The 15,408-nt window shown below is 64.9% G+C and carries 9 protein-coding genes; 3 read left to right on the forward strand and 6 right to left on the reverse strand.

Annotated elements, in window-relative coordinates:
• From FB389_RS09135 to FB389_RS09150, 4 genes are all read right to left on the reverse strand, one after another.
• The gene (locus tag FB389_RS09135; RefSeq protein WP_142112945.1) at positions 1 to 606 is read right to left on the reverse strand and encodes a GDSL-type esterase/lipase family protein; all 606 of its coding nucleotides are present in this window, start codon (positions 604 to 606) and stop codon (positions 1 to 3) included.
• Positions 603 to 4,352 (reverse strand): multifunctional oxoglutarate decarboxylase/oxoglutarate dehydrogenase thiamine pyrophosphate-binding subunit/dihydrolipoyllysine-residue succinyltransferase subunit, encoded by a 3,750-nt coding sequence (locus FB389_RS09140; protein WP_142112947.1) that lies wholly within the window; start codon positions 4,350 to 4,352, stop codon positions 603 to 605. Before FB389_RS09140 ends, FB389_RS09135 begins: the two co-directional genes overlap by 4 nt.
• 190 nt (positions 4,353 to 4,542) lie before the next feature.
• The gene (locus FB389_RS09145; RefSeq protein ID WP_246043604.1) at positions 4,543 to 5,664 is read right to left on the reverse strand and encodes a sensor histidine kinase; all 1,122 of its coding nucleotides are present in this window, start codon (positions 5,662 to 5,664) and stop codon (positions 4,543 to 4,545) included.
• Position 5,665: 1 nt separating this feature from the next.
• Entirely contained in the window at positions 5,666 to 6,397 is a 732-nt protein-coding gene (locus FB389_RS09150; protein WP_246043605.1) for a response regulator transcription factor, read from the reverse strand.
• A 157-nt stretch (positions 6,398 to 6,554) separates the two neighbouring features.
• Between FB389_RS09150 and FB389_RS09155 the strand changes: the two genes are divergently transcribed.
• The 3 genes from FB389_RS09155 (at position 6,555) to FB389_RS09165 (ending at position 10,206) form a co-directional block, all read left to right on the forward strand.
• The gene (locus FB389_RS09155; RefSeq protein ID WP_142112953.1) at positions 6,555 to 7,895 is read left to right on the forward strand and encodes a hemolysin family protein; all 1,341 of its coding nucleotides are present in this window, start codon (positions 6,555 to 6,557) and stop codon (positions 7,893 to 7,895) included.
• Positions 7,892 to 8,950: a hemolysin family protein gene (locus tag FB389_RS09160; RefSeq protein ID WP_142112955.1), complete on the forward strand. Its 1,059-nt coding sequence runs from the start codon at positions 7,892 to 7,894 to the stop codon at positions 8,948 to 8,950. Before FB389_RS09155 ends, FB389_RS09160 begins: the two co-directional genes overlap by 4 nt.
• A 77-nt stretch (positions 8,951 to 9,027) precedes the next feature.
• On the forward strand, positions 9,028 to 10,206 hold the full coding sequence (locus FB389_RS09165; RefSeq protein ID WP_142112957.1) for a M15 family metallopeptidase: 1,179 nt from the start codon (positions 9,028 to 9,030) through the stop codon (positions 10,204 to 10,206).
• A 381-nt stretch (positions 10,207 to 10,587) separates the two neighbouring features.
• Here the strand turns inward: FB389_RS09165 and adhE are convergent, their stop codons facing one another.
• Positions 10,588 to 13,308 (reverse strand): bifunctional acetaldehyde-CoA/alcohol dehydrogenase, encoded by a 2,721-nt coding sequence (gene adhE / locus FB389_RS09170; RefSeq protein ID WP_142112959.1) that lies wholly within the window; start codon positions 13,306 to 13,308, stop codon positions 10,588 to 10,590.
• Between the two features lie 296 nt (positions 13,309 to 13,604).
• Positions 13,605 to 15,371: a cation:proton antiporter gene (locus FB389_RS09175; RefSeq protein ID WP_142112960.1), complete on the reverse strand. Its 1,767-nt coding sequence runs from the start codon at positions 15,369 to 15,371 to the stop codon at positions 13,605 to 13,607.
• Positions 15,372 to 15,408 lie beyond the last annotated feature (37 nt).

Below are 15,408 nucleotides of genomic sequence, written 5' to 3' on the forward strand. Positions count from 1 at the left end.
TCAGCCGTCGTTCGGCAGGCCCAACCAGGTGCGCCATCCGTAGTGCAGCACGAGCCAGGCGATCAGGCCGTACCCCGCCTGCTGGGGCAGGCGATTTCCGGACGCCGCCAGATCCCCGAGCCACTGCTCGTGGTACTGCAACGGCGAAAACAGCTCCACGAATGGCGTGCGACGACGCCCTGCAACGTCGTGGAAGGCGGTGGACAGTTCGCCGAGCTTCGCCTCGTTTTGCGACAACACCGGCGGTGGCCCCACCACGAGCGGATTCAGTGATTTCTCGATCGCGACGTCCAGGATGTTTGCCAGATTGAGCCGCGAACGCGCCAGCGAGAGGCCGTGCTCGATATCGGCGGGGCCAAGCGCAACCACCAGGCGGGTCTCGATGTCGGTCGCGCGACGACGTTCGAATTCGGCGAACCAGCGGTCGGACATCTGCGAGGTGGTTTCGCCCGGGACCGCCAGCGTGACAACCTCGATCTCGCGTTGCGGAAGCGTGCGCGCCGCAACCCTTCCGGTCCACCCCAACGCCTTGGGGTCACCGAATCCGGCCGCGTACTGGTCGCCGATGACGATGATGCGCACGGGCGCATCTGCCGAACCGCTCATCGCACGAACGCCGCTTCGATGAGCGCGGCCTGTTCGGCCAGGTGAACCTTCGACATGCCGGCGGCGGGCGATGCCGCCGCGGTGCGGGTCATCGCCCGCAGGCGCCTGTCCCCGATCACCGCCGGTAGATGCATCGCGATGAACGACCACGCACCCTGGTTCTCCGGCTCATCTTGCACCCACACCAACTCGGCGTCCCCAAAGGGGGCCAAAGCGTCGTCGATAGCTGCGGGATCTAGCGGATACAGCTGCTCGAAACGCACGATTGCGGTGTTCGTGTCGCCGAGCTCGCGACGCTTGGCGAGAAGGTCGTAGTAGACCTTCCCCGCGCACAGTAGGACGCGATCGATTCTGGTCCCGGCGGTTGCGGAGGCGCGGGCCTCGTCGTCGCCAATGACCGGGCGGAAGGTGCCGGTGGTGAAATCTGCGACCGAGGATTTCGCGGCCTTGAGCCGCAGCATGGACTTGGGCGTCATGACAATGAGTGGGTGGCGAGGTCGCTGGTAGGCCTGCTTGCGCAGCAGGTGAAAGTACGAGGCCGGGGTCGACGGGAACGCCACGGTGAGGTTGTTTTCGGCGCACAGCTGGAGGTAACGCTCCAGGCGCGCGGATGAGTGGTCGGGGCCCTGCCCTTCGTACCCATGGGGGAGCAACATGACCAGCGACGAGTGCTGACCCCACTTCTGTTCGGCGGAGGAAACGAACTCGTCGATGATCGTCTGCGCGCCGTTCGCGAAGTCGCCGAATTGGGCCTCCCACAGAACCAGCGCATCGGGGCGTTCGACGGAATATCCGTACTCGAACCCGAGGCCCGCGAATTCGGTGAGCGCCGAGTCGTAGACCCAGAACTTGGCCTGATCGGATGCGAGGTAGAGCAGCGGGGTCCATTCGGCGCCGGTTTCGCGATCGTGCAGCACCGCGTGGCGCTGCACAAAGGTTCCGCGCCGCGAATCCTGTCCGGCGAGCCGGACGGGCATCCCCTCAATGAGCAGCGAGCCGAACGCGAGTAGCTCTCCAAAACCCCAGTCGATCCCGCCTTCGCGTGACATCTTCTCGCGGCGTTCCAAGAGCTGCTGGAGTTTTGGGTGCACCGTGAATCCGGTCGGCGCGTTGAGGTGGGCGGCGCCGATGCGTTCGATCACCCACTGCTCGACCGCGGTGCGCCAGCCGATCATCGTGCCGGCGTCTTCACGCTGCGATTCCGGGCGTTCCAGGCCCGCAATGGGTTCGGTATCGGCGGGGGGCAGGAAATTGTCGTCGCGGGTCTCGGTGAAAACGCGTTCGAGTTGGGTGTGGTAGTCGGCGACCAACTGTTCCGCTTCGTCGGGGGTGATGTCTTTGCGCCCGACCAGTGCCTCGGTGTAAAGCGTCCGCACGGAACGCTTCGCTTCGATCAGGTTGTACATCAGCGGCTGTGTCATGGAGGGATCGTCGCCCTCGTTGTGGCCCCGCCGGCGGTAGCAGATGAGATCGATGATCACGTCGCGGTCGAACTGCTCGCGGTAAGCGAATGCCAGGTCCGCGGCGCGGATGACGGCCTCGGGGTCATCGCCGTTGACGTGGAAGATGGGGATCTGCAAGCCCTTTGCCACATCGGTGCAGTACATGGTCGAGCGCGATGAACTTGGGCCCGTCGTGAAGCCGACCTGGTTGTTTACGATGATGTGAACGGTGCCGCCGGTGCGGTACCCACGCAGTTGCGCGAGGTTGAGGGTCTCGGTCACAACACCCTGGCCGGCGAACGCAGCGTCCCCGTGAATGAGGACCGGCAGCACGGAGAAACCATCGCCGCCCAGGTCGATGCGGTCCTGCTTGGCGCGCACGATGCCCTCAAGTACCGGGTTGACCGCTTCGAGGTGGGAGGGGTTGGCCGCCAGGTACACCTTGGTCGTGGCGCCCGATTCGGCTACGAATACGCCCTCGGTCCCCAGGTGATACTTGACGTCACCCGAGCCCTGCACGGATCGCGGATCGAGGTTGCCGTCGAACTCACGGAATATCTGGCCGTAACTCTTTCCCGCGATGTTCGCCAGCACGTTGAGCCGCCCACGGTGCGACATTCCAATGCACACCTCATCGAGCCCGGCCGTTGCCGCGCGCGAGAGCACGGCGTCCAGGAGCGGAATCAACGATTCCCCGCCCTCGAGCGAGAACCGCTTTTGCCCGACGAATTTGGTTTGCAAGAAGGTTTCGAATGCCTCGGCGGCGTTGAGCTTGCGCAAAACGCGCAACTGATCGGCGCGCGGGGTCTTTTCGTACCCCGCTTCGAGCCGCTGCTGGAGCCATTTGCGCTGCGCGCGATCGGCCAGGTGCATGTATTCGAAGCCGATCGTGCGGCAGTACGAATCCCGCAGCAATCCGAGGATGTCGCGCAGGGTTGCCGATTCTTTGCCACCGAAACCGGCAGTTGGGAACCGTCGCTCCAGGTCCCACAGGGTCAGCCCGTGGGTTTGGATGTCGAGGTCGGGGTGGCGTCGCTGCCGATATGTCAACGGATCGGTGTCCGCCAGCAGGTGTCCACGGGAGCGGTACGCGTGGATCAGCTCGGCGATACGCGCGGGTTTGGCCGCCTCGGCGGCGGCGTCGATCGTGTTGTCCCGCACCCAACGCACCGGCTCGTAGGGTATCCGCAGGGAGTGGAAGACCCGATCGTAGAAGCCATCGTTACCGAGTAGCTTGTTGGCCATGACCTTCAGGAACTCGCCGGATTGCGCGCCCTGGATGATCCGGTGGTCGTAGGTCGAGGTGATCGTCAGGACCTTCGAGACGGCCATGCGAGCCAGTTGCTCGTCGGAAGCGCCCGAGAATTCCGCCGGGTAGTCCATGGCGCCGACGCCGATAATCGTGCCCTGGCCCTGCATGAGGCGCGGCACGGAGTGGACGGTTCCGATGGTGCCGGGGTTCGTCAGCGAGATCGTCGTGCCCTTGAAGTCTTCGACCCCGAGCGAACCCGTCCGTGCCTTGCGGACCACGTCCTCGTACGCCTGCCAGAACTGCGCGAAGTCCATCGTTTCGGCGGCCTTGATGCAGGGAACCAGGAGCTGGCGCGAGCCATCGGGTTTGGCCAGGTCGATAGCGAGGCCGACCCCGACGTGGGCGGGGGTGACAACTGCGGGCTTGCCATCGATCGTCGTGTAGGAAGCGTTCATGGCGGGCACTTCTTCGAGCGCCTCTACCAGCGCGAACCCGATGAGGTGCGTGAACGAGATTTTCCCACCGCGTCCGCGCAGAAGGTGATTGTTGACGATGATCCGGTTGTCCACCATGAGCTTGGCCGGCACCGCTCGCACCGACGTCGCGGTGGGGACGTGCAGGGAGGACTCCATGTTGCTGACAACGCGCGCGGCTGGGCCGCGCAGCTTGGCCGTCGTGTCGGTGCCATGATCCGGATCGGTTTGCACCGCCCGGCGGGCCTCGTCCGCATAAGGTGCGGTCGCGGGCTGCGCCGTCGCCCGCGGAGCGGGGTCGTGTCCCGTCGCGCCGGGTTCGGGAGTGGGCGGGGCATCGGTGACAGTTGTCACCGCGCTCGCGACCTGTTTGGCCGTCTGTGGCGCGGAAGCGGGAGGCGCGGAAGCGGGAGGCGCGGAAGCGGCGGCAGATCGCTGCTGAAAGTACTCGATCCAAGCGGGGTCGACCTTCGAGGGGTCCCGCAGGAATTGATCATAGAGCTCATCAACGAGCCATTCGTTGGGTCCGAAATCGGTGGCGGCATCGCCACGGGGGCTCGAATCAGCATTCGCGGACACGCGGGATCTCCCTTTAACTGTTCCAGTGGTCTGCCGGTTGCTACGTGCTAAGCGTAGGCCCTTTTTCTCATGGGGACCGCATTGAGTTGGGTATGCGCGGTAACTGTCTCGCGCGCGCGCAATGCGGGGGCAAAGACGACGCCATGGAAACCCCTGCGCATGGCTTGGTGTTGGTCTAGATGCGCTGCGCTCAGGACTGCGACTGGCGCTGAGGCGACGGCCGCCGCGGAAGCGTGACCCGCATGATCAGACCCGTGGGCGAATCGACGACACCGACGCGTCCGCCGTGCAACTCGACCGCCCAACGAACGATCGAAAGGCCAATGCCGGTGCCGCCCGTGGGCCGCGGGCGCGGGGAATCCCCCGCGCGCTCGCTCGTTCCCACAGCAGGTATCTGGCCGGTGTGAACCGACGCGTGCCCGCTGACAAACCTTGAGAACACCCGCTCGCGTTCCGCGCGCGGGATGCCCGGCCCCTGGTCGATCACGTCGATAAAGACAAAGGACGAGTTGCCCGACGCCGCCACCGTGACCGTCCCACCCGCGGGGGAATGGCGAATCGCATTGTCAACGAGATTGATCAGGACCTGTTCCAAGCGATCCGGATCGGCATGCAGGACCATGTCGCGTGGCGACACGGTCGTGTTCACCGTCACTGCGGCCTGGCTGGCCGCGACGAAGGTGGAGTTGGTGCATTCATTCAAGAACTGCGCCAATTCGATGGGCTCAATGCGCAGGGGAGCGGTGCCCGCGTCGATGCGTGACAGATCGAGCAGATAGGTGACAAGCCGCGTCAGCCTTTCCGTCTGCCGCAACGAGCTGGCCAGAACCGCGGGAGTGGGTTCGCTCACGCCGTCGACTAGGTTCTCAAGTTGCGCCTGCAAGGCCGCAATCGGCGTGCGGATTTCGTGCGCCACATTGGCCACCAGGTCGCGCCGGGCCTGATCTTCCGCTTGCAGTTCGGATGCCATCGCGTTGAACGCCTTCGCGAGCTGGCCGACCTCGTCCCTGCTCGTCGCAACCACGGGCCGCGAATAGTCGCCCGCCGCCATTGCCTGCACGGAATCGCGCATCTGCCGCAGTGGAGACGTCATGCCGTGGGCCAGCAGGTACGTCAAGGTCAGCGCGATTGCCATCGCCACCGGGAACGTGCGCGTTGGCCCAAGCCGAAATTGGAGACCGAGCCACGTCACCAACGCCGCCGCGGTCACCGAAAAGACGACCAGCGCGCCCAGCTTGATCTTCAGCGACGGTATGCGATCCAGCGGCCGCACGTCGGTCCAACGGGAATGGCGCGGGGATGCGGAGCTCACCTCAAACGTCCTGGCGCGAGCCGTTGAGTGCGGGAGGTTCGAACGCGTAGCCCACCCCATGGACGGTGCGAATCAGGTCGGGGCCGAGCTTGCGGCGCAGCGCCTTGACATGCGAATCGACGGTTCGAGTCCCCGAAGCATCCACCCAATCCCACACCTTTTCGAGCAGGCTTTCGCGCGTGAGAACCGTCTTGGGGGCACTGGCCAGGGTGACAAGCAGCTCAAACTCCGTTGGTGTCAGGTGGATCTCGCTGCCGGCCCGCGTGACACGTCGCTGTGCGGTGTCAATGACCAGGTCGGAGATTACCAACGGCGCCTTTTCGGCGGTGGGCGCGGGGCTGGTCGCGCGCTCCACCCGCCGCAGCAAGGCCTTGATGCGTGCAACCAGTTCGCGCTGCGAAAACGGCTTAGTCATGTAATCGTCCGCCCCGACGCCCAGCCCGATCAGCATATCCATCTCGTCGTCGCGCGCCGTCAGCATCAAGACCGGCACGGGCGCCGCAGATTGGATCCGGCGGCACACTTCCAACCCGTCGATGCCCGGCAGCATGACGTCCAAGACCACGAGCGAAGGGTTCATCTTCGCCGCCGCGTCGACCGCCATCAATCCATCGTGGGCGACCTGCACGACCCACCCCTCGGCGGCGAGGCGTTGGGCAACCGCGGCGGCGATATCCGGGTCGTCCTCGACAACCAGAATCTTCACGGGGGCAATGGTTGTTGCGGAGCTCATGGTTCCAGAGTCGCACATGTTTCATTGCCGCGGGCGACTGCGGCGGCGCTAATCGTGTCCGCCGCCGCGCCGGCGCCGAATTTCGGTAGTATTGGCCCACCATGGACGTTGACAGACGCGCGCGTGCGCAGGCACGCATAGTGAACAGCCCAGACCAATGAACGACTACGTTGCGCTGGCCATCGGCGTTGTCCTCACGCTGGGAACTGCCATCTTTGTGGCCTCAGAGTTCGCCCTCGTCACACTCGATCCCGCACTCCTGGCGGACAAGAAGCAGGATCGGCGCTCGCGGACTGTGATCGCGAGCCTGCGGCGCCTCTCCACGGAGCTATCGTCCTCCCAGGTGGGCATCACCGTCACGACAATCCTGCTCGGATACGTCAGCCAACCCGCACTGTCGCGGTTGTTCGCCGAACTCCTGAGCTCGCGGGCCGCGGCGTCGGGAGCGGCGCTTGCCGTTGCGGGCACCCTGTCCATGATCGCCATCAACGTCTTTTCGATGCTCTTCGGCGAGTTGGTTCCGAAGAACTACGCGCTTTCCGCGCCGTGGCAGATCGCGCGCCTGGTCGTCCCGCTGCAGCGGGCGTTTACGGTCGCGTTCAAGCCGCTCATCGCGGTCCTCGACGGATCCGCGAACGCCATATTGCGGCGCTGCGGCATCGAACCGCGCGAGGAGCTGTCGGGTGCGCGCTCCGCGCAGGAGCTGGCGGCGCTGGTGCGGCGCTCGGCGCAAATGGGCACGCTCGAGACCGGTGTGGCGCGCCTGCTAACAAACTCGATCGAACTCGATGAACTATTTGCGGTCGATGTTATGACCGACCGCACTCGGGTCTCGGTGATCTCGTCGGAATCGAGTGCGGCCGACGTTATAACGCTCGCTCGCGCAACCGGCCATTCGAGGTTCCCGATAACGGGTTCCTCGCGAGATGACATTGTCGGTCTGGTGCAGGTGCGCAAGGCGCTGGCCATTCCGCGCGCTAGGCGCGAATCCGTCCCGGTGACGGCGATTATGGACGAGGCCCATCAAGTCCCCGAAACGGTCCCGCTGCGCTCGCTGCTTGTCGAATTGCGCGATGCGGGTAGCCAGCTGGCCATCGTCGTCGATGAGTACGGCGGGACGTCCGGGATCGTCACGCTGGAGGACGTGATTGAAGAAATAGTCGGCGACGTTGCGGATGAACACGACCGCGATCGCGCACTGATCAGTGCCGCCGGCGCGGGCGCCTGGACGGTGTCCGGCCTTGCTCGCCCCGACGAGGTCGCGGAGGTCACCGACATCGTTCTGCCAGAATCCGCGGCTTACGAAACGGTCGGGGGGCTCATCATGGCCCGGCTGGGGCGGATCGCCCAGGCCGGCGACACCATCGACGTGGACACGGGGCCCGGTGGGCGCGCGGTGCAGCTGCGGGTCGAGGCTATGGCGGGACGCCGCGTGGGGCGGGTGCGGATTCGGCTCGTGCCGGGCACCGACGCCGCGGTGGGGGAGGCGCGAGCGTGAGCACCTCCGTTGCGCTGATCATCGCCGTGGCGCTGCTGGCCGCCAACGCGTTCTTTGTCGGATCCGAGTTCGCGATCCTCTCCGTGCGCCGAGCCGCCATGGAGCCGTTGGCCGAGGGCGGTCATCGCGGGGCGACGCGGGTCATTTGGGCTATGGAACGACTCTCCCTCATGCTTGCCTGCGCGCAACTGGGGGTGACGCTGTGTTCGGTGGGATTGGGTGCCATTGCCGAACCCGCCATCGCTCACGCCATAGAGGGGCCGATGCAGGCAATGGGGATACCCGACGGCGCGGTGCACCCGATCTCCTTTGCCATCGCCCTGTTCTTTGTCGTCTACCTGCACGTGGTGATAGGTGAGATGGTGCCGAAGAACATCTCGGTTTCCGCTCCCGACAAGGCCGCGCTTGTATTGATCCCCCCGCTGACGGTGATTTCGAAGGTGCTGGGGCCGGTGGTGGTGGTCATCAACTGGCTGGCAAACCACATCTTGCGAGCCACTGGCGTGACGCCGAAGGACGAGGTCGCCTCCGCATTTTCGGTCCAGGAAGTGCAGTCGATCGTGGACCGATCGCGGCAGGAAGGCGTATTGCGCGACGACGAGGGGCTGCTCACGGGAGCCTTGGAATTCTCGGAACTGAATGCGGCACAGGTGATGGTGCCGATGTCCGCGGTTGTGACGGTGCCGCCCGATGTTACCCCCGACCAAATCGAGGATGCGTTGCGGCGTACTGGATTCAGTAGATTCGTGGTGGCGAACAGCGACGGGGATGCGTTGGGCTATGTCCACATCAAGGACGTTCTTGATGCGACCGACTTCACCGCGTCCAAACCGGTGGATTCCGCGGCGATTCGGCCCCTTCCGCGGGTGTCCGCGAGCGTGGATGTGGAAGACGTCTTGGCCCGCATGCAACGCACGGGGGCGCATTTGGTTCGGGTGGTTGACGGGGAGAAAGTCGTTGGAATCGTGTTCCTGGAGGACATTTTGGAGGAACTGGTCGGGGAAGTTCACGACGACATGCAGCGGCACCACGTACATGAGCATCCCCCTGTGTAAAATCCCCGTCGCCTTTCGCTTCCGAGCAGGGGCGGGTACGATGGACCGGGTAGCCAGATTCGATCGATGAGTCGGGCGTGACCGTGTTTCGCGCAATGATTGGAGAGCGAGTGCTAGAAGTCGAGGCAAAATCGACCGCTGCCGCTCCCACGACGCGTCGCCATCTGCGCGAACAGCGATTTGCTGCCGCCGATTCGGCATCCGCCATTCCAACGTTGGGCACGCGTTTCCGCAGGCGACCCACTGCTGGCGAGATTGCTCGCGGCGGAGCCTATCGGGACGGCGTCGCGCCGCGCCGCGCGGCGGCGCCAAAGCTCGTCAATGAAACCACCGCCGTCGGTGGCCCGCAGGCCGCGGATCGCACCGGCACGCCCGGGCTTAGTGACACGCGGCGCCAGGGTGCGCGCACCGGTTCCATTCACGCGATGCCGCGCGCCCGCCGTTCGGCAGGGTGGCTTCCGAAGGCCGCCATCGTCGCCGGTTTGGCCGTCGCAACCGTTGCTTTGCCCGGAACGCATGTGCTCGATTCGTTGCAGGGCGCCGGGATCGAGAGGATCGTCTCCGCGAGCAGCGCCGATGCCACCGCGGTGGCCGCCGCCGCGGGCAGTCAAAGCGTCGGCGGCGCGACGCAGGCGTTAGCGCCGACTACGCTGTCGATCATCCAAAAGGCGGTGGCGCAACCCTCGGCCCCGGCCGCGATGGCGCAGTCGCTGACCGATGACGAACGGTCGGCTGCCATGGCGACGCGTTCCGAGGTCCGTTCGTCGCTGCCCGGATGCGATCCCAGCGTGATCGCTGACGGCACGAACGGTGAGTTGGTGGCCTCCCAACTCTGCGAGTTGCCGCAGGGCGGCGGGTACCAGCTGCAGCCGGAGGCCGCGGTCGCCTTTGCTGAGATGTCTAAGGCCTTCGAGGTGCGGTTCGGCACCCCCATGCTCGTGACGTCGGCCTATCGATCGTACGGGCGTCAGGCGGGTTTGTACGCAAGTAACCCGGGCATGACCGCCGCTGCCGGCAAATCGAACCACGGGTGGGGATACGCCGTGGACCTCGACAAATCCACATATACTTCGGCCGACCGGTGGGCCTGGCTGCAAGCCAACGCGGGCTACTTCGGTTTCGGGAACCCCGACTGGGCAAAGGGCGCCCGGTACGAGCCGTGGCACTGGGAATACATGGCGGGCGTTGTGCGCGTCGACAACGACGGTGGTACGGGTTACAAAGAGCGCCTGGCAGACGTGGCTTCGCAGGATTAATCTCACCCCAAGGGCGTGAACCCGAGTCGCACCGCGGCTCGCCGGGTGCCGGGGCATCGTTCTACCGGCCTGATCGATTCGCGCCATCGAGCGACGCCAAGGTCCGTCTCTCTCGCCTCCGTGAGCCAGATCGTCCTGGCTGTCCGTGCCGTGTTCGTTTACGCAATCGGCGCTGCTCCCCGGCGGACGCTGACCCCTGCCGCCCCCGCGGACGCTGGTGCCTGCCGCCCCCGCGGACGCTGACCCCTGCCGTCCCCGCGAGCGTTTGACCCCTGCATATCGCTTATCGCTTCGCGGACCAGGTCATGGCTGAGGGCCACCCGCTTATGCGAGTGGCCCTCAGCCATGTGGTTCGTGCGAATCACCTATAGAAGCGACCTATCAGCCCTTCTTGTTTGACTTCCGCGCGGGCTTTGCCTCGACGGTCGCGTCGGGAGCAGCCGCGGCCGCGGCGCGGTTCGCCTTGACCTCCTCCACGGTGATTCCGTAGTAGGCGGCCTCCATGATCGCTTTCATGTCGTCGATCATCGGCAGGCGGGGGTTGGCGGGCGCGCACTGGTCCTCGTATGCGCGCAGTGCCAGGTCGTGCAGTTGCGAGATGAACGCCTGCTCGTCGACTCCCTGCTCCTTGAAGGACTTGGGCATTCCCAGGCGGCCGCGCAGCTCGTCGACGGCCTTGGCGTACGACTCAACGCCCTCTTCCGGCGTGGAGGCCGGAAGACCGAGGTGGCGGGCGATGATCTGGTAGCGCTCCGGAGCGATGTAACGCTCGTACTTGGGCCAGCTGGTGGGCTTGCCCGGGACCGTTCCGTTGTAGCGGATCGCGTACGGCAGGAACACGGCGTTGGTGCGGCCGTGGACCAGGTGGAAGCGGCCACCGATCGTGTGCGCCATGGCGTGGACAATTCCGAGGAACGCGCTACCAAACGCCATACCCGCGATCGAGGAGGCATTGTGCATGGTTTCGCGGGCCTTGATGTGCTTGGCCGTTCCGGGTGTTCCGGTGACGGACTCTTCGATGTTCTCGAAGATCAGCTTGATGGCGTGCAGGCACAGGCCGTCGGTGAAGTCGTTCGCATACACGGATACGAACGCTTCGGTGGCGTGAGTCAGTGCGTCCATGCCGGAGTCGGCAGCCAAGAAGTTCGGCTGGCCCTGGGCCAGTACCGGGTCGACGATCGCGACCGTGGGCGTCAGCGCGTAGTCGGCCAGGGGGTACTTCTTGCCTTCCTCCGGGTCCGAGATGACCGCGAACGGCGTCATCTCTGCACCCGTACCCGACGTGGTCGGGATGCAAACCAGCTTGGCCAGCTTGCCGAGCTCCGGGAACTTGAACGCGCGCTTGCGGACATCGAAGTACTTTTCGCGCATGTCGGCGAATTCGATCTCCGGGTGCTCGTACAGCAGCCACATGACCTTGGCCGCGTCCATGGGCGAGCCGCCGCCGAGCGCGATGATCGTGTCGGGCTTGAAGTCGCGGATCAGATCGGCACCCTTGCGCACGTTCTGGACGCTAGGCTCGGGCTCAACATTGTCGATGATCTGCAGCGAGACCTTTTCTGGCCGCCGGTTCAGGACGTCGATGATCTTGTCGACCACGCCCAGTCGCGTCATTGTCGCGTCCGTGACAATGGTGACGCGGTGGATGTGGAACATGTCCTCGAGGTAGCGAATCGCGTTCGGCTCGAAGTACGTCTTTGCCGGGACCTTGAACCACTGCAAGTTGTTGTTCCTCCGCCCAATTCGCTTGATGTTGATCAGGTTGACGGCCGAAACGTTGTTCGAGACCGAGTTGCGTCCGTAGCTACCACAACCCAGGGTGAGCGACGGAATGAACGCGTTGTAGATGTCGCCGATACCACCGAGGGCTGAAGGCGAGTTCCAGATGACGCGGATCGCCTTGACGCGCGAGCCGTACTCGCGTGCCAGGTCCTCGTCCTCGGTGTGGATTGCGGCGGAGTGACCCAAACCGTTGAGCTCGACCATCTGCTCGGCGAGCTGGATGCCCTCTTCGGAGTTCTCGGCACGCAGCACGGCCAAGACGGGCGCGAGCTTTTCGCGGGTCAGCGGTTCCTGCGGACCGACACCCGAACACTCGGCAAGAAGGATTGACGTGTCTTCGGGGACGTCGAAACCGGACTGCTTGGCGATCCACACTGCCGACTTGCCGACGACGTTGGGGTTGAGCTTGGCCCCAGCGCAGTTCTCGGAGTTTGCCTGGGCGCCGAAGATGAATTCTTCGAGCAGGCCCTTCTCGCGATCGTTCACGCGGTACGCGTGGAGGCGCTCGAACTCGGTCATGGCCTCGTCGTAGATCGGCGCGTCCAGGATGACAGCCTGCTCGGACGCGCAGACCATGCCGTGGTCGAAGTCCTTGGAGATTACCAGGTCGTTGATTGCGCGACCGAGCTTGGCGGAACGCTCCACGAATGCGGGGACGTTACCGGCACCGACGCCGAGGGCAGGCTTTCCGCACGAGTAGGCGGCGCGAACCATCGCGTTACCACCGGTTGCCAGGATCAGGGCGACGCCGGGGTGGTTCATGAGGGCATTTGTGGCCTCAATGCTGGGGTGCTCGACCCACTGGACGCAGTCCTCGGGGGCACCGGCGGCAATCGCTGCATCGCGGACGATCTTTGCGGCGGCCACCGAGCAGTTCTGTGCGTTCGGGTGGAACGCGAAGATGATGGGGTTACGGGTCTTGATCGCGATGAGCGACTTGAAGATCGCGGTGGAGGTGGGGTTGGTAACAGGAGTGATACCGGCAACCACACCAACGGGTTCGGCAATCTCGACGATGCCGTTGATTTCGTCGCGGCTGATCTCGCCAACCGTCTTTAGCTTCGCCATCGAGTTCGTTACGTGCTCGCAAGCGAAGATGTTCTTGGTCGCCTTGTCTTCGAAGACGCCGCGGCCGGTTTCCTCAACGGCAAGTACAGCTAGGTTTCCATGCTCGTGAAGCGCGGCTACGGAAGCCTTCTTTACGATCTGGTCGATCTGTTCTTGATCGAAGCGCTGGTACTCGCGCAGGGCTGCGAGGCCGCGCCCGACCAGGGCGTCGATCTCCGCTGCAACCTCAGGACTTGGGCCATTGTCTGCCATGACTACCCTCTCTTTGGAGTGTCGTGAATCCGTTGACGCTCAGGCGGCGCCACCTCGGATCAGTGGTCTGAGTTCTTGTGTGATCTCGTGAACAACACTATGGGACGAGCCGTGCTGACGGGTGTGTCATAGGTCCCAAGTTTTGTGCCTAGTCGGACATGTCGGGTATAGCCCGATAAGGCGCTACGTCCAATTTATGGTAGAAACCGGTCAGGCGGTAGTCAGGCACGAACATTGCGGGACGAGGGCCGCGCTGCGCGCGGCGCAGCCCGGCGGTACTGCAAGGGACCGTGGGGCTAGGGGGTCATCCGCGAGAGCCAGGAGGTCGACAGCGACTCCTCGGCCAGGTCGATCTCGCGGAGCATCGATCGCATAACCGTTTCGTTGATTGACCCGCGATCGCGTTCCGTCGCGAGCACCTGCCGCTGGGCCTTGATCAGGTCGCGCCGAACTTGCTGAATCATCGCCGATCGCTGCCGGACCGCCTTGAGCTGGGTGTTGCCGGCCCCCGCCGCGCGCTTCGCACCTGCCGCGGGGGGTGCGGCTTGCTCGTTTGCGGCAGGTGGGACGATCGGAACCCAATCGCCGGGGCGCGAGTCGGCCTGCTGCGAAAGGTCGGTGACCGATTGCGCATCGCGTGCGACCTGCGATGCCGCCGCGCCGGCGGCGACGATGCGCGCGCGCAGTTTGTCGGCGATCTCGCTGGCCTGATCCTTGCCGAGGCGTCCCGACCAGCGATTGATTGCCGTCGATATGACGGCGGCCTGTGCCTCCGCCATGAGCACGCGCACGTGCATCTCTTGGACCGAATCGAGCCGGTGGTCCTCGTCCCCATTGAGGTGCAATCGCTTGATGAGCCACGGGAGGGTGAGGCCCTGCAACAGGAGCGTGCCAATGGCGGTCGTCAGCGCGGCGAGTTGCACGGTGGCGCGTTCGGGAAACTCGATGGCGCCGGTCATTACGGGTATCGCGGCGGCGGCCGCTATCGTGACCACGCCGCGCATTCCCGCCCAACCGACGACCAGGGATTCGCGCCAGCTGAGGGTATCGTTGGCCGGCCGCGGGCTCCCGGGCAGGCGGAACGAATCCACCTTGCTCGTGGCGAATACGTAGGCGGGCCGGATCACAATGACCACGCCCAACACCACCGCAGACACCGCGATCGCGTGTCCGAGGCCCTGGTTGGAGGCGAGCACGTCGGCAACGATCCAACGCAGTTGCAATCCGATGATCGCGAAGGTGATTGTCTCGAGCGCTAGGTCGACGCTTTCCCAGATGGGAGCCTCGCGCAGCCGGGTCGTGTAGGACGCCTCGGGCGCGTGCTTGCCCAAGTACAGGCCGGCCGCGACGACGGCCAGGACCCCGGAGCCATTCAGTTCCTCGGCGGACCAGTAGCAGATGAACGGGACCAGGACCGAGACGAGGATGGCCACGGTCGTGTCGTCGAGGGCCAACCTGACCCGGTTCGCGATGGAGCCGAGGATGAGACCGATCCCGACCCCGACTATCACCGCGAGCAAGAACGTTTCGAACCCCGTCGTCAGCGACCAGACCCCGGATGCGACACCGGCGAGCGCCACTTTGTAAAGCGTCAGCGACGTCGCGTCGTTGATGAGGCTTTCGCCGGTCAAGATGGTCATCACCTTGCGGGGAAGCCCGAGCTTCTTGCCGACGGCCACCGCTGCAACGGCGTCCGGTGGGGCGACTACCGCGCCCAACACCAGCGCGGGCAGGAATCCGATGGCAGGGAAGAGCCAGGTGACTAGCCCCGCGACCGCCAAGGCCGTGACCACGACGGCCCCCACGCCGAGACGCGTGATGGCGTGCAGCGACGTGCGCAGATCCTGGTATGAACTCGATAGGGCCGCCGAATACAGGAGCGGGGGCAGCACGACGCCGAGGATGACCTCGTGGCTCAGCTCAATGTGCGGGACCGCGGGGATGAACGATGCGAACACGCCAACCACGACGAGCAAGAGCGGCGCAGCGAGTCCGCGGCTGCGCGCGAACGCGGTCACGGCAAGTGACAGAACCACGAAACCGATAATGAGCGCCGGGGTCATCAAACAACTCCTTCTTACTCAAATGCGGTGTTACCGC

Origin of the sequence: Rarobacter incanus (assembly GCF_006715765.1) — a bacterium.
GTDB classification, from domain to species: Bacteria; Actinomycetota; Actinomycetes; order Actinomycetales; family Cellulomonadaceae; genus Rarobacter; species Rarobacter incanus.